This is a genomic window from Nonomuraea thailandensis, assembly GCF_024172165.1.
Taxonomy (GTDB): Bacteria; Actinomycetota; Actinomycetes; order Streptosporangiales; family Streptosporangiaceae; genus Nonomuraea; species Nonomuraea thailandensis.
Window position 1 is genome coordinate 1,925,536 of the sequence record NZ_JAMZEB010000002.1, and the last position, 19,728, is coordinate 1,945,263.

At 72.1% G+C, this 19,728-nt stretch carries 15 protein-coding genes; 7 read left to right on the forward strand and 8 right to left on the reverse strand.

The window, feature by feature from the left end; genetic code table 11:
- Positions 1–50: 50 nt before the first annotated feature.
- Together HD597_RS12890 and HD597_RS12895 are read left to right on the forward strand one after the other, a co-directional pair.
- Positions 51–1,355 (forward strand): MFS transporter, encoded by a 1,305-nt coding sequence (locus tag HD597_RS12890; protein ID WP_308210601.1) that lies wholly within the window; start codon positions 51–53, stop codon positions 1,353–1,355.
- Positions 1,352–2,137, forward strand: a complete 786-nt coding sequence (locus HD597_RS12895; RefSeq protein WP_253742256.1) for an N-acyl homoserine lactonase family protein — start codon at positions 1,352–1,354, stop codon at positions 2,135–2,137. Before HD597_RS12890 ends, HD597_RS12895 begins: the two co-directional genes overlap by 4 nt.
- Here HD597_RS12895 and HD597_RS12900 read toward each other — a convergent pair.
- From HD597_RS12900 to HD597_RS12930, 7 genes are all read right to left on the reverse strand, one after another.
- Positions 2,127–4,193 carry an outer membrane protein assembly factor BamB family protein gene (locus HD597_RS12900; protein ID WP_253742257.1) on the reverse strand — a complete coding sequence of 689 codons (2,067 nt, stop codon included), beginning with the start codon at positions 4,191–4,193 and terminating at the stop codon, positions 2,127–2,129. The genes HD597_RS12895 and HD597_RS12900 overlap by 11 nt on opposite strands.
- 14 nt (positions 4,194–4,207) lie before the next feature.
- Positions 4,208–4,909 carry an ABC transporter ATP-binding protein gene (locus HD597_RS12905; protein WP_253742258.1) on the reverse strand — a complete coding sequence of 234 codons (702 nt, stop codon included), beginning with the start codon at positions 4,907–4,909 and terminating at the stop codon, positions 4,208–4,210.
- Positions 4,906–6,711, reverse strand: a complete 1,806-nt coding sequence (locus HD597_RS12910) for a branched-chain amino acid ABC transporter ATP-binding protein/permease (protein WP_253742259.1) — start codon at positions 6,709–6,711, stop codon at positions 4,906–4,908. The genes HD597_RS12905 and HD597_RS12910 overlap by 4 nt, the downstream gene beginning before the upstream one ends.
- Positions 6,708–7,577: a branched-chain amino acid ABC transporter permease gene (locus tag HD597_RS12915; RefSeq protein WP_253742260.1), complete on the reverse strand. Its 870-nt coding sequence runs from the start codon at positions 7,575–7,577 to the stop codon at positions 6,708–6,710. Before HD597_RS12915 ends, HD597_RS12910 begins: the two co-directional genes overlap by 4 nt.
- A 1-nt stretch (position 7,578) precedes the next feature.
- Positions 7,579–8,721: an ABC transporter substrate-binding protein gene (locus HD597_RS12920; protein WP_253742261.1), complete on the reverse strand. Its 1,143-nt coding sequence runs from the start codon at positions 8,719–8,721 to the stop codon at positions 7,579–7,581.
- Positions 8,722–8,831: 110 nt separating this feature from the next.
- Entirely contained in the window at positions 8,832–10,547 is a 1,716-nt protein-coding gene (locus tag HD597_RS12925; protein WP_253742262.1) for a thiamine pyrophosphate-binding protein, read from the reverse strand.
- Positions 10,544–11,992, reverse strand: coding sequence for an aldehyde dehydrogenase family protein (locus HD597_RS12930; RefSeq protein ID WP_253742263.1), 1,449 nt, complete (start codon positions 11,990–11,992; stop codon positions 10,544–10,546). The genes HD597_RS12925 and HD597_RS12930 overlap by 4 nt, the downstream gene beginning before the upstream one ends.
- 155 nt (positions 11,993–12,147) lie before the next feature.
- Here HD597_RS12930 and HD597_RS12935 point away from each other — a divergent pair, with 155 nt between their 5' ends.
- The 4 genes from HD597_RS12935 (at position 12,148) to HD597_RS12950 (ending at position 16,095) form a co-directional block, all read left to right on the forward strand.
- Positions 12,148–12,933 (forward strand): IclR family transcriptional regulator, encoded by a 786-nt coding sequence (locus HD597_RS12935; protein WP_253742264.1) that lies wholly within the window; start codon positions 12,148–12,150, stop codon positions 12,931–12,933.
- 15 nt (positions 12,934–12,948) lie between these two features.
- A complete protein-coding gene (locus HD597_RS12940; protein ID WP_253742265.1) occupies positions 12,949–14,106 on the forward strand; it encodes a CaiB/BaiF CoA transferase family protein in 1,158 nt (385 codons plus the stop codon).
- Positions 14,103–15,023, forward strand: a complete 921-nt coding sequence (locus HD597_RS12945; protein WP_253742266.1) for a citryl-CoA lyase — start codon at positions 14,103–14,105, stop codon at positions 15,021–15,023. Before HD597_RS12940 ends, HD597_RS12945 begins: the two co-directional genes overlap by 4 nt.
- A 130-nt stretch (positions 15,024–15,153) precedes the next feature.
- A complete protein-coding gene (locus HD597_RS12950; protein ID WP_253742267.1) occupies positions 15,154–16,095 on the forward strand; it encodes a ThuA domain-containing protein in 942 nt (313 codons plus the stop codon).
- Positions 16,096–16,201: 106 nt separating this feature from the next.
- Here the strand turns inward: HD597_RS12950 and HD597_RS12955 are convergent, their stop codons facing one another.
- A complete protein-coding gene (locus HD597_RS12955; RefSeq protein WP_253742268.1) occupies positions 16,202–18,445 on the reverse strand; it encodes an arylsulfatase in 2,244 nt (747 codons plus the stop codon).
- A 511-nt stretch (positions 18,446–18,956) separates the two neighbouring features.
- Between HD597_RS12955 and HD597_RS12960 the strand changes: the two genes are divergently transcribed.
- Complete coding sequence (locus HD597_RS12960; protein WP_253742269.1) at positions 18,957–19,694, forward strand: TetR/AcrR family transcriptional regulator; 738 nt, start codon at positions 18,957–18,959, stop codon at positions 19,692–19,694.
- The last annotated feature ends 34 nt before the right edge of the window (positions 19,695–19,728 follow it).

Sequence of the window (19,728 nt, forward strand, 5' to 3'; positions counted from 1 at the left end):
CTGTCACCGCACTACCCCCCGACGTCACCGTGAGGAGCAAAATTGTGACGGTGCAGGGCAAACCGCGTAAAGCGGCCGTTGCTGCCTGGATAGGCAGTGCCTTGGAGTATTACGACTTCTTCATCTACGGCACGGCCGCCGCGCTGGTCTTCAACAAGATTTTCTTCCCGTCCTCCTCGCCCGCCACGGGGACGCTGCTCGCGCTGGCCACGTTCGGCGTCGGCTACCTCGCCAGGCCCGTGGGCGCGTTCGTCCTCGGGCACATCGGTGACAAGTTCGGCCGCAAGCGCGTGCTGGTCACCACGTTGCTGCTGATGGGCGGCTCCACCTTCCTGGTCGGCTGCCTGCCCACCTACGACCAGGTCGGCGTGCTCGCGCCCATCCTGCTCGTGGTGCTCCGCCTGCTGCAGGGCTTCTCCGTCTCGGGCGAGCAGGCCGGCGCCAACTCCATGACGCTGGAGCACGCGCCCGAAGGCCGGCGCGCCTACTACACCAGCTTCACCCTCAACGGCACTCAGGCCGGCCAGATCATCGCCACCGCGATCTTCCTGCCCATCGCGGCCCTCCCCGAGGAGCAGCTGCTGAGCTGGGGCTGGCGGGTGCCGTTCTGGCTGAGCGTCTTCGTGGCCGTCGTCGGGGTCGTCATCCGCCGCACGCTGGAGGAGACCCCCGCGTTCGAGCAGGAGGTCGCCACCAACACCGTGGCGAAGATGCCGCTCGCCGTGCTCTTCCGCGAGCAGTGGCGCGACGTGCTGCGCGTCGTCGTCGCGGCGGTCATCGCCTCGGTCAGCACGATCTTCACCGTGCACGCCCTGTCGTACGCGGTCAACACGATGGGCCTGGAACGCAGCCCGATGCTGTGGGTCGGCGTGCTGGCCAACGTCGCCGCCGTGATCACGATCCCGCTGTGGGGCAAGCTGTCGGACCGGGTCGGCCGCAAGCCGGTCTTCATCGGCGGCTCGCTCGGCTGCGCGGTGCTGATGTTCGCCTACCTGTGGTCGATCTCCGCCGGCAACTACTTCCTGATCTTCCTGGCCGGCATCCTGATGTTCGGCGTGGTGCACAGCGCCACCAGCGCCGTGTGGCCCTCCTTCTACGGCGAGATGTTCACCACCCGCGTCCGCCTGTCCGGCATGGCGATCGGCACCCAGATCGGTTTCGCCATCGCCGGGTTCGCGCCCACCGTGGCCACCGCGGTGGCCGGCACCGGCCCCGAGAGCTGGCTCGGCGTCTCGGTCATCACCGCGGTCGTCTGCCTGATCAACGTGGCCGCCGTCGCGACCGCCAGGGAGACGTACAAGGTGCCGACCGACCAGCTCGGGCTCAAGCCGCTCGACGGACGGGTGAAGGTGTGAGCACACACCCCCGTTACACCGTCTACGCCGTGCGCTACGCGCAGCGCGACGCCCGGCGCGGCGAGCACTTCCACGGCTACGAGCCCGGCGGGGAGAGCTCCCACCCCACCTCCTACTACGTCTGGGCGGCCGTCTCCGCGCAGCACACGGTCGTCGTCGACACCGGCATCGCGCCGGAGCGGGCGGCTCGCGTCCAGGGCCTCGACTACCGCTGCTCGCCCGTCGAGGCCCTGGCCGAGCTGGGCATCGCCGCCGACTCGGTCGGCCACGTGGTGCTCACCCACCTGCACTACGACCACACCGGCACCGCCCGCGACTTCCCCCGCGCCCGCTACGTGGTGCAGCAGGCCGAGCTGGACTACTGGACGGGCCCCTGGGCGGAGCGGATCACCCGCGAGCGCTGGCTGCTCGAGGACGACGACCTCGCCCACCTGACCGCCGCCACGAAGGACGGGCGGGCGCTCGTGCTGAACGGCGACGCGGCCCTGCTGCCCGGCCTGAGCGTGCACCTCGTCGGCGGGCACACGGCCGGCATGCAGGTCGTGCGGGTCGAGACGGCCCGCGGCCCCGTCGTGCTCGCCTCCGACGCCAGCCACTTCTACGAGAACATCGAGAGCGACCGCCCCTTCCCGATCCTGCACAGCATGACCGGCATGTACGGCGCCTTCGACCGCATCAAGGAGCTGGCCGGCGGCCCCGGGCTCGTGGTCGCCGGCCATGACCCGCTGGTGCTCGAACGGTTCCCGCTCCGCACCCCCGACGTCGCGGTGATCAGCCCGTGACCTCGATCTTGCCCGTGGGCCGCGGGCTGTAGGAGTCGTTGAAGAAGTACTCGCCCGGCTTGGTGAACGTGTACTGGAAGGACTCGCCCGGCTTCAGCCTGACGTCGAACAGGCCCTCGAAGAACTGGGTGGCCCCGTGCACGTGCACGTTGCCGGGCGGGTTGACGAACGTCACCGTGGTCCCCACCGGCACCCGCAGATGGGTGGGGGCCATGGCGTTGACGGCGGTGGACTCCACCGCGCCGACCTGCCCGTTCTCGTACACCCGGGCGAGCACGACCGTGTTGTTCACCGTCGCGCCGTCCACCGGCTGGCCGGAGACCGGGCGGCGGACCACCGGCGGGGGCGGGGCGGGCGCCGGGGGGACGGCGCCGCCGAGCTTGAAGGCCCACAGGTGGTCGCCGCGCGGCGCCGAGTTGCCGTACGGGATGCCGGTGCCGCCCGCGTAGACCGCGACGTACTGCTCGCCGTCGACCTCGTAGGCGATGGGGCTGCTGCTGACGCCGGCGCCCGTCTGCCAGCGCCACAGCTCGCGCCCGCCGCGGGCGTCCAGGCAGAGCAGGTTGCCGTCGGGCTGGCCGATGAACAGCAGGTCGGAGGCCGTGGTCAGGATGCCGTTGCCGTGGGCCAGCGAGTACGGCAGGTTCCGCTTCCACCGCACCCGGTTCGTCGAGGGGTCCACGGCCACCACGCCCCCGGTCATGTACTCGCCGGGCGGGCGCAGCCCGTTCGACGACTCGGTCAGCGAGTGGGCGGCGGCCACGTAGCCGAAGCCCGTGTACACCAGGCGGGTGCTGTGGCTGTAGGACTGGTGGTTCCAGTCGGCGCCGCCGCCGTGGCCGGGGATGGTGAGGATCGGCTCGTCCCAGTGCGGCGTGTAGAGGGAGCCGATCGTGTAGTTCGGCACGGCCCGGTGCGGCAGGCCGGGCACCTCGGTGCCCAGCGGCTGCGCCACCGGCCGCAGCTCGGTCCAGCCGCCCTGGCGCGGGAACGGCTGCGTCGGCCACGTCTTCTGCCGGGGCTCCTGCGGCACGGGCACCTCGTCGATGCCCAGCGGGGCCGAGCCGTCGGCGCGGTCGAGGATGTAGTACATGCCGGTCTTGCTGCCGTACACGACGAGCTTGCGCTGCCGGCCGCGCACGCGGGCGTCGACCAGCACGGGCGCCATGACGTTGTCCATGTCCCAGATGTCGTGGTGGACGGACTGGAAGTGCCACCGGTAGGCGCCGGTCTTCAGGTCCATGGCCACGATCGAGTTGGCGAACAGGTTCTGGCCGCCGCGTTCCGACCCGTCCTGCGAGGACTTGCTGCCCCGGGCGTTGCCGAACGTCCAGTAGACCAGCCCCAGCTCCGCGTCGATCGCGCAGTGCATCCACGGCGTGGCCCCGCCGACCTGCCAGGAGTCGCCCTCCCAGGTGTCGCCGCCGATCTCGCCGGGGGCGGCCGTGCCCCAGAAGTGCCACGCCAGGTCACCGGTCGCGGCGTCGAAGGCGAGCGCGGCGCCGCGCGGGCCGTCGTTGGTGCCGCAGTAGAGCATGCCGTCGTGGTAGGTGACCGCGACCTTCTCCAGGTTGCCGTACCCGTTGTGCTGCCGCTCCCAGACCACCTGCCCCGTGCGCTGGTCGAGGGCGATCAGCCAGTTGTCGTTGGCGCAGGTGTAGACCCGGCCGTCGCCGACCGCGACGCCGCGGCGGGTGACCGCCCCGCGCGTCTGCTCGTACTTCCAGATCGTCGCCCCGGTACGGCCGTCCACCGCCACGACGTTGCCCAGGGCCGACTCGACGAACAGGACGCCGTCCACGGCCACGGCGGTGCTCTGGCTGTTGCCCGCCATCAGCCCGCCCTCGATGTGGTTCACCCACGCGGCCCGCAGCCGCCTGACGTTGCCGCGGTGCAGGCCGCGCAGCGCCGTGTAGTTCTGGTTCGCCAGGTTCCCGCCGACCTTCGGGAAGTTCCGATCGGCACGCCGGGTGACCGCGGCGGCGGGGCTCTGACCTGCTCCGGCGAGCGCGACCGCCGCGACCGCGCCCGCGAGTAACTCTCTGCGACGGACCATGGACCGTCCTTTCTCTAGAGGCCGAGATAGATGCGTCGGACCTGGGGGTCGTCGCGGAGCTCCGCGGAGGTGCCGCTGGCGGCGATCTCGCCGTTCTCCATGACCAGACAGGTGGTGGTGACGTCGAAGGTGAGCTTGGCGTTCTGCTCGACGAGCAGGATGGCCAGGCCGCCCGCGTTGAGCTTCTTCAGCACGCCGGCGATGTCGCCGACGAGCTTCGGCGACAACCCCATGGACGGCTCGTCCAGCAGCATCACCTTGGGCCGGCACATCATGGCGCGGCCGACGGCCAGCATCTGCTGCTGCCCGCCGGACAGCGCGCCGGCCAGCCGGCCGCGCATCTCGCCCAGCACCGGGAACAGCTCGTACACCTCGTCGATCGGGGTGCGCTTCCAGCTGCTGGTGTACGCGCCGAGCAGCAGGTTCTTCTCCACCGTGAGCCCGGGGAAGACGTGCCGGCCCTCGGGCACGTAGCCGATGCCGTGCCGGACCAGCGTGTGCGCGGGCGCGCGCAGCAGGTCGCGCTCGCCGAACCGGATCGCCTCGGCCTGCCGGGGCGCCAGCCCCATGATCGCCTTGAGGGTGGAGGACTTGCCGGCGCCGTTCGCGCCGATGATGCCCAGCGACTGGCCCGGCTCCACGGTGAAGGACACGTCGTGGGCGGCGCGGACGCCGCCGTAGTGCACCGACAGCCCCTCGACGGTCAGGGTGGTCATCGGGTCGCCTCCTCGACAGCGGCCTCGGCGGTCTCCTCGGTCGGCGCGGCCATCGAGTCGCCCAGGTAGGCGGCGACGACGTCCGGGTGCACCGCGACCTCGGCGGGCGGGCCGTCGGCGATCACCCTGCCGCTGGACAGCACGGTCACCTGGTCGCACAGGGACATGACCAGGCCCATGTTGTGCTCGATGATGATCACGGTGACGCCCGAGTCCCTGATCGAGCGGACGATGTCGGCGAGCTGGCGCACCTCCTCCCCGTTGAGCCCGGCGGCGGGCTCGTCCAGCAGCAGCAGGGCGGGGGACATGGCCATGGCGCGGGCCAGCTCGATGCGGCGCTGGATGCCGTAGGGCAGCGAGCGCGGCTCGGCGTCGGCGACCTCGGCCAGCCCGAAGCGTTCGAGCAGCTCCGCGGTCCGCCGGTGCAGCGCCCGCTCGTAGCCCAGCACCTTCCACGGCAGGACGGCGTAGCGCCAGATCCAGGTGGTGCGGGTGCGGTCCAGCGCGAGCAGGAGGTTCTCGCGCACGCTGAGATCCTCGAACAGGCGCAGGTTCTGGAACGTGCGGGCCACGCCGCGCAGCGAGAGCCGGTACGGCGCCATCCCGGTCGCCTCCCGCCCGGCCAGGACCACGGATCCCTCGGTGGGGTCGTAGAAGCCGCTGATCACGTTGAACAACGTCGTCTTGCCGGAGCCGTTCGGCCCCACGATGCCGCGGATCTGGCCCGTGGGCACGGTGAGCGACACCTTGTCGAGCGCCACCAGGCCCTTGAACCGCTTGGTCACCTCCCGCACGTCCAGCGCGACCTCCTCGGCGGAGGCGGGCGCGGGGTCGTAGGGCCGGAACGCGCCGAGCTGGGCTCGCGAGCCGCCGGTCCGCCGGCGCAGCAGCGCCCGGAGCTGCCCGGGCAGGCCCGCCAGCCCCTTGGGCGCGAACACCACCACGAGCACCACGACGAGCCCGTAGCCGAGCTGCGCGTAACCCGAGGCGTCCAGCAGCGCCTCCCTGACCAGCGCCAGCGCGATCGCGCCGACGACGCAGCCCAGGATGCTGCTCCGCCCGCCGATGATCACCATGGCGAGCAGCAGGAACATGTTGGCGATGTTGAAGGACTCGGGGGCGACGAACCGGATCAGCCCCGCGTACAGGATGCCGGCCAGGCCGCCGTACAGGCCGGACAGCACGAACGCGGTCATCCGCAGCAGCGGGATCTCCGCGCCCAGGGCCCCGGCCGCCAGGTCGTCGTCCCGCATCGCGCGCAGCCGGCGGCCCAGCGGCGAGCGGGTGACCAGCAGCGCGAACGCCAGCGCGATCGCGAAGACGATCAGCTCGACGTAGTAGAACAGGTAACCGCTGGACAGGTCGATGCCGAACATCGGCGGCACCGGGATGTCGCTGATGCCCTCGGCCCGCCCGGCGATGTGCGCGTTGGTCACCCAGTTGGTGAACGCCAGCGCCAGCCCCAGCGTGACGATGCCGAGATAGTGCGACTGCATGCGCAGCGCGGGGATGCCGACCAGCACGCCGAACACCACGGCGGTGAGGACGGCCAGCACGGAGGCGGTCCAGAAGCCGAAGCCGGCCTCCGTGGTGAGGATGGCCACCGTGTACGCGCCGACGCCGAAGAAGGCGACCTGGGCCAGGTTGATCTGCCCGGCCACGCCCATGGTCAGGCCGAGCCCGATGGCCAGGATCGCGAAGATGATCGCGACGTCGGCGACGTGGATGGCGTACCCGCCCAGGCCGTAGGGCAGCAGCCAGGCCGCGATCGCGGCGATGGCGATGAGCGCCACTCGTTTCATGCGCGGTTCACCGTTGCCTCTCCGAAGATGCCGGTGGGGCGGATCATGACGATGACGGCGAAGACCAGGAACGTGACCAGCTCGGAGTACTCCTGGAAGTTGCCCGCGGCGAAGGAGTCGAGCAGCCCGAAGGCCAGGCCGCCGACGATCGCGCCGGGCATGCTGCCGAAGCCGCCCAGCATGGCCGCGGCGAAGCCCTTGATGCCCAGGGTGCCGCCCATGGTCGGGTTCACGTACAGCATGGGGCCGATGAGGCTGCCCGCCAGCGCGGCCAGGCCGGCGCCGATGGCGAAGGCCATGGCGTTGCTGCGGCCGACGTGGATGCCGACCGCGGTGGCGGCCTGGTGGTCCATGGCGACCGCCTGCATGGCCGCGCCCCGCTTCGTGCGCTGCAGGAACAGCGCCAGCAGCCCGGTCGCGGCGGCGGCCACGGCGATCACCAGCAGGCTGTAGGTGGGGATGCGGATCCCGGCCACGTCGATCGGCCCCGTGGCGACCGGCGACGGCACCGCGTGCCCGGTCGCCCCCCAGACCAGGACCGCGCCCGCCTCCAGCACCGCGCCGAAGCCGATGGTGCCGATCAGCATCAGCGTGAAGTCCTTGTTCTCCAGCGGGCGCAGGAACCGCTCGATGACCAGGCCGATCAGCGCGGTGACCGCGATCGCGACCACGACGGCCACCGCGAAGGGCAGCTTGCTGGCCATGTAGAAGGTGGAGGCGGCGTACGCGCCGATCATCACGACGCTGCCGTGGGCGAAGTTGACCAGGCCCATGGTGCGGTAGACGATCGAGAACCCCATCGCCACCAGCGCGTACACCGCTCCGAACGTGACCCCGCCGATCAGGGTCTGAAGGAAGACCTGCACGTCAGCTCGCGGCCTCGGGCACGACCTTGCCGTCCTTGACCAGGCCGATCTTGGTTTCGTGGATGCCGACGCCGTTGGCGTCGTAGTTGTAGCTGCCGAGCAGCCCGGCGCGCTTGACCCCGCGGATGGCGTCGGCCAGCTTCTGGCCGCCCTCGCCGTTGGTCTGCTTGAGCGCCTCGATGAGGATGGACGCCCCGTCGTAGGCCTTGGCGACGTGCATGCGGGCGTCCTCGTTGTAGGCGGCCTTGTACTTGGCGGCGAACTCCTTGATCTCCGGGGTGGCCTCGTTGCTCAGGTAGGGGGAGCTGACGATGGTGCCCTCGGCGTTGTCCAGGCCGGCGGTGGTGGCGTACACGTCGGTGCCCACGGGGGCGCCGCCGGCGAAGACGGCCTTGATGCCGAGCTCGCGCGCCTGCTTGGCGATCAGCCCTGACTGGACCTCCTCGGCGCCGATGAACAGCACCTCCGGGTCCTGCTCGCGGATCTTGGCCAGGTTGGAGTTGAAGTCCTTCTGGTCGGGGGTGACGATCTCGTCGGCGGACGGGGTGACGTTCCTGGTCTTGAGCGAGTTGAGGAACGCGTCGTGCTCGCCGGAGCCGTAGGCGCCGTTGTTGCTGATCAGCGCGATCTTCTTCATGCCCTTGTCGTCGACGAGGTACTTGGCGAGCGTCTCGTCGAAGGTGACGCTGGTCGGCGCGTTCAGGAAGAGGAACGGGCTCTTCAGCTCGGCGAGCTTGGGCGACTGGCCGGAGGTGATGTTCGGGATCTTGGCGTCCTTGAGGATGGGCGCCATGGCGAGGGTGACCGCGCTCTCGGCGGTGCCGAGCATCGCGACGTAGCCCTCGGCGGAGATCTTCCTGGCCACGTTGGTGCCGACGGTCGGGTCGCCCTGGCTGTCGAAGAGGTCGAGCTGGATCTGCCGGCCGCCCACGCCGCCGGCCTTGTTGGCCTCCTCGATGGCGAGCTTGACGCCCTTGTGCTCCCACTGGCCGAGCGAGCTGAGCTGGCCGCTCTGCGCGTTGACGTTCGCGATCTTGATGGGGCCGGTGGCGGTGGCGCCGGACTCGGCCTGCTGGCCGGGAGGGGCACAGGCGGCGAGCGCTATCAGGGCGGCGGCCGCGATGGAGAATCTCGTGAAATGCACGGGTTCACCTCTAGGGGGGTGGGTGAGGTTAATTCACGGACTAGTACGTTCGTTATAAGCGACGGGACAGGCTGAGGGAATCTCGAACGTGCAACGGTTTCCGCCCGGGATCAGTCGGTGAACAGACCCTGGTAGATGTCCTTGATGTTCCAGTGACCGGGGGTCGGCACCGGCTCGTTGACCATCGGCACGTCGATCACCGCGGGGCGCCGGTTCGCGACGGCCTCGCGCAGTGCCGTGCCCAGCTCGGCCGGCGCGGTGACGGTGTGGCCGTCGGCGCCGCACGCCCTGGCGAGCGCGGCGAAGTCGGGGCTGTAGGGCCGGCCCGCGGGGTCGGTGAAGTCGCAGCCGTGGCTGCGGCCGAAGTGCGCCGACTGCAGGTCGGAGATCGTGCCGTGGGCGCGGTTGTTCATCACCACGAAGATCACCGCGGCGCCCTGCTCGACGGCGAGCGGCACGGCGGGCAGTTGGGCGCTCATCCCGCCGTCGCCGATCAGCGCCACCACCGTCCTGCCGGGCTGCGCGAGCTGCACGCCGACGGCCGCGGCCGGCCCGAATCCCATGGTGGAGGCCCCGCCCGGGGTGATGAAGCGGCCCCCGGCCGGCAGCTCGTAGCACTGCGCGACGCCGTTCTTGTTCCACCCCACGTCGGTCACCAGGACCGTGTCCGGCGGCAGCGCGTCGCGCAGGTCCTTCAGGATGCGCTCGGGGCGCAGCGGGAAGTCCTCGCTCCGGCCCCGCTCCCGGCTGGCCGCGAACAGCTCCGTCCGCGCCTCCAGGATCTGCTTGCGCAGGCCGGTCCTGTCGCGGGCGGGGTGGGCCGCCGCCGCGTCGGCGATCGCCTCGACCGCGAGCCGCACGTCGGCGACGGCGCCGATCTCCGCCGGGTAGTTGCGGCCGATCTCGGCCGGGTCGATGTCGATCTGGATCAGCGTGCTGCCGGACAGGTCCCAGGTGAAGCGCGGATCCCAGGAGCTGGCGTCCGTCTCGGCGAACCGGGTGGCCAGCGCCAGCACCACGTCCGCCTCCCGCGCGCAGGCGTTGGTGAGCTCCAGCCCCCAGAAGCCCGGCATCCCGATGACCAGCGGATGCGCGTCCGGGACCGTGCCCTTGGCCATCAGCGAGTGCGCGATCGGGATGTCGAGGTGCTCGGCCAGGCGGATCAGCGGCCCGGGGTCCTCGCGCAGGCCGCCGCCCACGTAGATCAGCGGGCGCTCGGCGCCGGCCAGCCGGGCGGCGATCAGCTCCGCGGTGCTCTCCGGCAGCCCCGGCGGGGCCGCGTGGCTGAGCGGCGGGTACGGCGCCGCGGGCCGCGAGAAGACGTCCATCGGCACGTTGACCAGCACCGCGCCCGGGCGGCCCGAGGTGGCCGTCCAGAACGCGCGCTCGACGAAGCGGCCCAGGTCCTGGGCCCGGTGCACGTTCCAGGCCCGCTTGACGAACGGCCTGAACACGCTCGCCTGGTCGGCGTCGGCGTGCAGGTTGATCTCCTGGTGCGGGTGCCGGCCGTGGTAGTAGGACGGGATGTCGCCGGAGATCACCACCAGCGGCACCGAGTCCAGCGCGGCCGTCATGACACCGGTCGCGGCGTTGGTCAGGCCGGGGCCCACGTGCACGAGCAGCACCCCCGGCCTGCCGGAGGCGCGGGCGTAGCCGTCGGCGGCGTGCGCGGCGGCCTGCTCGTGGCGGGCGATGACGAAGCGGATCCGGCTGTCGGCCAGCGCGTCCAGGACGGCGATGTTGGTGTGGCCGCAGGTGCCGAAGACGTACTCGACGCCGAGCTGTTCGAGCTGCTCGACAAGGGCGTGGGCGGCGGTCCTGGTCACTCGTCTCCCCAGATGGTCAGGCCCTTGAGCATGAGGGTCTTGGTCACGGTGAAGTCCTCGATCATCCAGCGCGGCGACTCGCGGCCGATGCCGGAGTCCTTCACGCCGCCGAACGGCACGTGGTCGAGGCGGAAGTTGGACGAGCCGTTCACGATCAGGCCGCCGACCTCCAGCTCGCGCCAGGCGGTGACGATGCGGCGCACGTCGTGGGTGAACAGCCCGGCCTGCAGCCCGTACGAGCTGCGGTTGCACTCCTCCAGCACCTCGTCGAAGCCGTCGTAGGGCAGCACGGCCACCAGCGCGCCGAACACCTCCTCGCGCACGACCCTGGCCTCGGCGGGCGGCGCGACGACGACGGTCGGCGCCATCACCGCGCCCTCGCGGGTGCCGCCCGCCGTCACCTGGGCGCCCTGGCCGGCGGCCTCGGCCGTCCAGCGGACCACCCGCTCGGCCGCGTCGTCGTCCACCATGGAGCCCACGTCGGTCGCCGGATCCAGGGGGTCGCCCACGACCAGGCCCTTGACGTGCGCGGTCAGCTCCTGCGCGAACTCCTCGAAGCGGCTGCGGTGCACGTAGACGCGCTGGACGGAGATGCAGCTCTGCCCGGAGTTGCTGTAGCCGGTGCGGGCGCACGCGAGCGCCGCCCGCGCGATGTCGGCGTCCTCGCAGACGATGGTGGCGGCGTTCCCGCCGAGCTCCAGCATGACCCGCTTCGGCCCGGCGGCGCGGGCGACGGCGTGACCGGCCGGGACGCCGCCGGTGAAGCTGACGACGGCGATCTCCGGGGCGGCGCACAGCCGCGCGCCCACCTCGCCGCCGCCGTGCAGCACCTGCACCGCCTCCACCGGCATCCCGGCCTCGAGCAGCAGCTCCACCAGCGCGGTGGAGACCGCGGGCGCCTGCGGCGGAGGCTTGACGATCGTGGTGTTGCCGGCCGCGAAGGAGGCGGCGAGCTTGTGGGCCAGCAGGTTCGCCGGAGCGTTGAACGGGGTGATGGCCAGCACCGGGCCGGCCGGGGCGCGCTGCGTGATCGCGGTGTTGCCGACCCCGCGGCCCCAGCCGGCCACCGGCAGCACCTCGCCGCCGATCATCCGCGCCTCGGCGGCGGCGACGGCCAGGGTGTCGGCGACCCGTAACACCTCGCCGCGCCCGTCCTTGAGCGGCTTGCCCAGCTCCAGCGCCAGCAGCCGGGCCAGCCGGTCGCCCTGCGCGGTCACCGCGGCGGCGGCCCGCTCCAGGACGTCGGCCCGGGTGGCCGGCGCCAGGCGGGCGATCCGCTTGGCGGACCGCCGGGCGTAGGCGAGCGCGGCGGTGACGTCCTCGTCCTGTGCGGTGCGGGCCCGGCTGACCGGCTCGCGCAGGTAGGGGCCGATGCGGTCGGCATGCGGGCCTCCGGTCAGCCACTGCCCGGCGACCAGGGACCCGGCTTCGTGGATGGTGTTCATGATGACTCCCACTGGATCCGCTCAGCGGTTCTGATAATCCGCAGTGTGGATTGCCCTCACGGTATGAGCCGGGCGAACGTTATGGCAAGGGTGTCGCATAAACCGCTTGGCGGAGCGTATGGACCACCAAGCGGACTCGATGTTAGCGTGCGGCCATGCCTTCGAACATTGGGGAGGGCGGGGGCGTACGCAGCGTCCAGCGCGCGTTCGGCATCCTCTCGCTGCTCTCCGAGGACCGGCGGACGCTGACGATCCGCGAGGTCGTCGACGAGACCGGCCTGGCCAAGACCACGGCGCTGCGCCTGCTGCAGAGCCTGGAGCACATGGGGCTGCTGTGGGCCACGCCGCAGGGGTTCGCGGCCGGTCCGGCGCTGTGGCGCTGGGCGCACCTGGCGCGCTCGGCGTGGGAGCTGCCGCCGGAGACCGTCCAGCTCATGCGCGAGCTGGGGGCGCGGCACCGGGAGACCGTCAACCTCTACGTGCCGCGCGACGTGCGCCGCGTCTGCGTCGCCCAGCAGGAGAGCCCGCAACCGCTGCGCCACGTGGTGCGCGTCGGTGACGAGCTGCCCCTGTGGGCCGGCGCCTCCTCGAAGGTGCTGCTGATCGGGGCGCCGGAGCCGCTGCTCGTCAGGGTGGCCCGCTCCTCCCCGTACGGCGAGGCCCACGTGGCGACGCTGCGGGCCTGGATCGGCCAGGCGGCGCACGACGGGCACGCGGCCAGCCACGGCGAGCGCGAGCCCGGCCTGTCCGCCGTGGCCGTTCCGATCAACGGCCCGATCACCGGGTTCGCCGGCGGCGGCACGCGGGCGACCGTGGCGGCGCTGACGCTGAGCGGCCCCACCGTCCGCTTCACCGGGGACCGGGTCCGGGAGTTCGCCGCGGACCTGCGCGAGGCGGCCGAGCGGATGTCCGAGCGCGGGTTCGACCACCCTCTGACTTGACTCAATGGAGCGTGCATGCAGCAGTTGCCACTGGACGGCGTCAAGGTCGTGGACCTGACCAACGTGCTGGCCGGGCCGTACTGCAGTTACCAGCTGATGTTGTTCGGCGCGGAGGTGGTCAAGGTCGAGCTGCCCGGCACCGGGGACCTCGCCCGGCGGCTCGGCCCCGACCCCGAGCTCAACGAGGCCCGGATGGGTGCTTCCTTCCTGGCCCAGAACGCCGGCAAGAAGTCGGTCGAGCTGGACCTGAAGAGCCGGGACGGGCGGGCCGCGTTCGAGTCGATGATCGCCGGCGCCGACGTCCTGCTGGAGAACTTCAGAGCCGGCGTGCTGGCCAGGCTCGGCTACGGCTGGGACCGCCTGCGCGAGCTCAACCCCGGCCTCGTCTGCTGCGCCATCTCCGGCTTCGGGCAGAGCGGCCCGATGAGCGGCGCGCCCGCCTACGACCAGATCATCCAGGGGCTGTCCGGCATGATGAGCGTCACCGGCACCCCCGACACCGCCCCGCTGCGCGTGGGCTTCCCCATCTGCGACACCGTCGGCGGGCTGATGGCCGCCCTGGCGGTCTCCGCCGCGCTGGCCGGACGGCACCGCACCGGGCGCGGCTGCTACCTGGACCTGTCCATGCTGGAGGCGTCGATCTCCGCGATGGGCTGGACCGTCTCCAACTACCTGGTCAGCGGGGTCGAGCCGGAGCCGATGGGGGACCAGAACGCCACCGCCGCCCCGTCCGGCACCTTCGAGACCGCCGACGGGCCGCTCAACATCGCCGCCAACCAGCAGGCCCAGTTCGAGACGCTGTGCCGGCTCGTCGGGCGGCCCGACCTGCCCGCCGACCCGCGCTTCGCCGGGCGCGAGTCGCGCAAGACCCACCGGCACGAGCTCAACCAGGAGCTCAACTCGGCGCTGCGGGCCAAGACCGCGCTGGAGTGGGAGGAGATGCTCGCCGCCGGGGGCGTGCCCGCCGCCCGCATCCTCACCGTCCCGCAGGCGCTCGCCCTCGACCAGGTACGCCATCGCGGCTTCCTCACCGAGCTGCCGTTCCCGGGGGCGGGGGAGCGGCAGGTCACCGTCACCGGGAACGGCGTGATGGTGGACGGCGCCGCGCTGCGCCCACGCGGGCCCGCGCCGCTGCTCGGGGAGCACAACACCGAGATCGAGGCGGCGCCATGAGCGGGCGTGATGCCGAGAATGCGGCCCAGGCCATGAGCGGGCGTGATGCCGAGGCGGCGGCAAGGGCGGCGGCAGGGGCGGCGGCAGGGGCCGCGAGCGGGCACGATCCGGTCGCGAGTGCCGCGGCCGACTGGTGGGCCACCGGCGTCTCGAAGGTCGAGCCCGACGTCATCGAGCTGCGCGGGCAGCCGGTCCAGGAGCTCATCGGGCGGATCGGCCTCGCCGAGATGATCTGGCTGATGCTCCGCGGCGAGCGCCCCGACCCGCGCCGGGCCGCGCTGCTGGAGGCGGCCCTGGTCTCCTCCGTCGATCACGGGCCGCACGCGCCGTCCATCGCCGTCGCCCGCATGGCGGTCACCTGCGGCGTCGGCCTCAACAACGCCGTGGCCACCGGGGTCAACCTGCTCGGCGACGTGCACGGGGGCGCGGGCGAGCAGTGCGTCAGGCTGCTGGAGGAGGTGGTCGCCGGCCACGGCCCGCGCGGCGACGCCGGGGGTGCCCCGGGCGGTGATGCGAGCGGTGACCCGGGTGGCGACGTGGATGCCGCTGCCGTGGTCGCCCGCTGGCGGGCGCGGGACCGCTACCTGCCCGGCTTCGGGCACCGCTTCCACACCCGCGATCCGCGCCGTGATCCGCTGCTCGGCCTCGTGGCGGAGGCGGCCCGCGACGGGGTGGTGGCGGGCGCGCACCTGCGGGCCGCGCTGGAGGTCGAGCGCCTGATCGCCCCGGTGCCCATGAACATCGACGGCGCGACCGCCGTCGTCTACGCCGAGCTCGGCTTCCCCGCGCCGCTCGCGCGTGGCCTGTTCGTGCTCAGCCGCTCCGTCGGGATCCTGGCCCACGCCTGGGAGGAGACCGGCCAGGGCCGGCGCAACAAGGGCCCGATCCCACCGTCCATCCTGCCGACCTGGTTGTGAGAAGACCCCGCCGGACGGCGGGGCCCCGCAGGCGATAGGCGAGAGCTTGTCGCCACGAAGATCCGCAGTTACGCTCAATCCCCCGAGTGGACCATGCAGTCCACCTAGTGGACCCCTTCGCGAGGTGCCCATGCGCAGCAAACTGTCCATCGCCGCAGCCACCGGAGCAGCGCTCCTGCTGCTCACCGCCACCGCACCCAGCTCCGCCGCCTCCCCGGAACCGGCCAGGAACCTCGGCGACCCCGACTACGGCGTCTGCCGGGGCACCGACCCCCGCTGCTACCACGACTGGGGCAACTTCGACCCCGCCGAGGGCTACAAGCTGCTCGTCTACAGCCGTACCGCCGGCCCCCGCCACGCCCACCTCGGCACCCCGCTCGGCCCCGGCCTCAACCCGCCGCTCAACGACAACAACGTCGCCGTCAAGGCGGTCCTCAAGCTGGGCCAGGAGAACGGTTTCACCGTCGACTACACCGAGGACGTCACCCAGCTCTCCTCGGCCGGACGGCTGCTCAACTACAACGCCGTGATGTTCCTCAGCACCACCCGCGACACCCTCGACGACGCCGCGCAGACCGCGCTGCGCCAGTACATCCGCGCAGGCGGCGGCTTCGTCGGCGTGCACAACGCCTTCGGCACCGAGTACAACTGGCCCTGGTACGAAGGCCTGCTCGGCAACGCCAACTTCTACGACCACGGCGCCAACCAGCCCGGCACCGTCGTCACCGTGAACCGCCGCGACGCCTCCACCCAGGGCCTGCCCAGGACCTGGGCCTTCTCCGACGAGTGGTACAACCTCATCCCCGCGCCCACCCGCGTCCGCGTCCTGGCCGAGGTGGACGAGCGCACCCTGCCCCAGGGCGTGCGCGGCAACCTCGGCCACCCCGGCCACGGCGAGCACCACCCGGTGAGCTGGTGCCAGTACTACGACGGCGGCAAGGCCTGGCTGACCACCCTCGGCCACGACGTCAAGGCCTGGACGGACGAGCCCATGGAAGGCGACCAGTACTTCGTGCAGCACCTGCTGGGCGGCGTCAAGTCCGTGCTCGGCATGGCCCCCTTCTGCCGCTGACCGCCGCGCGGTCAGGCCGCCGGCGGTCATACGGCTGGGTGGCCGGCGGCGGCTCGGCCGGGCCACGAGCGGTCGCACGGCCGGGCTGCCGTCGGCGGTCGTGCGGTCAGTCGGCGTGCAGGGCGGTCCTGAGGTCGGCGAGCGGGTCCGGTTCGGCGTAGCCCGGTGTCTGGACGCGGACGGAGACCAGCCGGCCGTTCCAGGCGGCCGGGACGCGATAACGGTCCGACACGGGCAACCCGGCGTCGTGCCCCAGCCGCAGCCCGGCGCCGCCGTGCTGGAGGGCGACGGGCAGGATGCCGTCGAAGGCCAGGGAGCCGGCCACGGCGGCGTCGTACAGGAGATGGAAGGCCGAGCCGTCCGGCCCGGTGAGGTGGGCGACGCCCAGGGCCTGGCGGCCGGGCCGTACGGGACGGTCCGCGACCACCTCCAGGATCTCCCCGGCCCGGGAGAAGGTGAACACCAGCCGGCCGTCCGCGACGTGGAGCGCCAGGCCGCCGTGCAGGTCGCCCAGGGCGAGCAGCACCCCGTCCGGCGCGTCGCCCGCCTCCACCTCGGCCGTGATGCGGAAGCCGCCGAAGAGCAGGGGCAGGGACTCGTCGCAGATCGGTGAGGCGCCGGGCCGGTAGGTGCGGTCGTCGCCCGGCGGCCAGGCCGGCCCGATGAGGGCGCCGATGCGGTCCACCAGGTTGTCGTAGAGCGGCAGGACGTGGTTGCGCCCGGCCTCCTCGTCCCACAGGCGCCGCAGCTCCGCGACGACCTCCGGATGCCCGGCCGACACGTCGGTGGCCTCGGAGAAGTCGGCGGACAGGTCGAACAGCGCCCAGTGGTCGTCGTCGAAGGCGCGGCTCCCGGTGAGGAGCTCCTGCTCGTCGAGGATGCCGGTGGAGACGTGGTCGGTGGTGGCCTTCCAGCGCCCGTGGATGAGGGAGCGGGAGCCCAGCATCTCGAAGTACTGCGTCTCGCGCGGCGCGGGCGCCCCGGGGTCGTCGAAGGTGGCGCGGAAGCTGGCTCCGTCGATCCGCTGCTGCTCGACGCCGTCCACGACGTCCGGCGCCTCGACGCCGATCGTGTCCAGCAGCGTGGGGAACAGGTCGTTGACGTGCAGGACGGGGTCGCGGACCGCGCCGCGCGCGCGGATCCCGGCGGGCCAGTGCACGATCAGCGGGGTACGCGTGCCGCCGAGCCAGGTGTAGCGCTTCCACAGGCGGAACGGCGTGTTGCCGGCCCACGCCCAGCCCCACGCGTAGTGGTTGTAGGTGGCGGGGCCGCCCCAGTCGTCGTAGTGGGCGAGGTTGTCCTCCAGGGACTCGGGGATGGCCGAGGAGAAGCGGTGCTCGTTGACGCTGCCGTGCACGCCGCCCTCGGCGCTGGCCCCGTTGTCGGAGAACAGCACGACGATCGTGTCGTCGAGCCGGCCCGTCTCCTCCAGGTGGTCGAGCAGGCGGCCGATCTGGGCGTCGGTGTGGGTGAGGAAGCCGGCGAAGACCTCCTGCTGGCGGGCGTACAGGCGGCGTTCGTCGGCGGTGAGGTCGTCCCAGGCGCGCACCCAGCCGGGGCGCGGCGTGAGGGTGGTGCCGGGCGGGACGAGGCCGGCGTCGAGCTGGCGCTGGAAGATCTCCTCCCGCCAGGCGTCCCAGCCGTGGTCGAAGCGGCCGTGGTAGGGCTCGGCCCATTCCGGGGTCACGTGGTGCGGTGAGTGCGTGGCGCCGAGGCCGACGTACAGGAAGAAGGGCTTGCCGGGAGCGGCGTGGCGCTGGTCGTCCAGGTAGCGGATGGCGCGGCCGGTCAGGTCCTCGGTGAGGTGGTAGCCCTCCTCGGGGGTGGCGGGCGGGTCGACGTAGTGGTTGTCCTCGACGAGGTTGGGCGCGTAGTGGTTGGCGTCGCCCTGGAGGAAGCCGTAGTAGCGCTCGAAGCCGAGGCCGAGGGGCCAGTGGCCGAACGGGCCCGCCGCGGAGCGTTCGAAGCGCGGGGTGAGGTGCCACTTGCCGACGGCCAGGGTGGAGTAGCCGTGGTCGCGCAGGATCCGTGGCAGGGTGGCGGCCGAGCGCGGGATGCGGGCGGTGTAGCCGTGGTGGTCGAGGGGGATGTCGGCGAGGAAGCCCATGCCGACGGCGTGATGGTTGCGGCCGGTGAGGAACGAGGCCCGCGACGGGGAGCACAGGGCGGTGACGTGGAAGCGGTTGTAACGCAGCCCGCCGGCGGCCAGCCGGTCGATGTTGGGTGTGGCGATGTCGGAGCCGAAGCAGCCGAGCTGGGCGAAGCCGGTGTCGTCCAGGACGATGGCCAGGACGTTGGGCGCCGCGTCGGGCGGGCGGGCGGCGCTGCGGAAGATCGGTTCGGCGGTCATGGCGGTCACTCCAGGATTTCAGCTCGCGGCCGGCGTGGGCGTGACGGCGCGCGGGGCGAGGACACGGTTGAGCAGGAGGCCGAAGCCCGCTGCGACGATCATGATGGTGAGGCCGTGGATGCCCGGTGAGGCTGGCCGGGGCGAACAGGACGACGGCCGGGAGCACCGACGTGAGGTCGTCGATCTCCCCGCCCTGCAGTCCGATGCCCTCCTGGGCGGGCAGGAAGTGCGCCGGCGACAGGTTGGTGATCACCGTCAGGGTGACGACCGACAGCACGGAGCCGACGGTGGTGAGCGTCAGGTTGAAGGCCACGTCGCCGGCGAAGAGCGGGGAGTGCATGCCGGCGAGCGGGCCGCCGGGCGAGGCGACGACGAGCAGCATGGCTCCGTTCACGCGCCGATCCCTTCGGAGACCGTGAGCAACGGTGCTCTCCTTACTACGATGGAACGGATTAAGGCAAGGTGTCTTAATCCGGGCGATTCTATGGCGAATTGGTAGGGATAGACAAGAATGCGGGCGAAGGAGAAGATCCTTCTCGCCGCCGAGCGGCTCTTCGCCGAACGCGGCTTCGGGGTGTCCCTGCGGGAGATCGCCGTCGCGGCGGACCAGCGCAACCACTCGGCGGTGCAGTACCACTTCGGGGACAAGGCGGGGCTCATCGACGCCCTGTACGAGTACCGCATCACGCCGCTCGACCGGCGGCGCCGCGAGCTGATCGAGGACCTGCGCGCGCACGGCCTGGAACGGGACCTGCCCGCCCTCGTCGAGGCCTACGTGGCGCCGTTGGCCGAGCACGTGCTCGCTCACCGGGGGGCGAGCTGGTACGTGCGTTTCACCAGCCGGTACGTGCTGTCGGGCAGCTACCGGTCCTGGCCCTACTCCAGGGAGCACCATCCCGGGGTCAACGAGGTCGTGGGGCTGCTCTTCGCGTGCCTGCCCGCCCTGACGAAGGAACGGCTCAGGGTTCTCAGCCTGCACGTCGTCGTGGTCCTGGCCGACATCGAGCAGCGGCTCGGCACACCCGAGTCCGGCACACCCGAGTCCGGCGTACCCGCGTCCGCGCGTGAGTCCGGTACGCCCGCGTCCGAGACGCACGCGTCCGATGAGCCGGAATCGGCGGCGCCGGACGGCGGCGGGCCGGATCCCGACGAGGCGGTCTTCGGCGAGGCCGAGGCCGTCGCGGCCGTGGCCGACCTGCGCCGCACCGCCCTCGCCATCCTCACCGCCCCGGACGACCCTCCGCGGTGAGCGCGAGGACGACCACCCGCGCAACCTGGCGCCC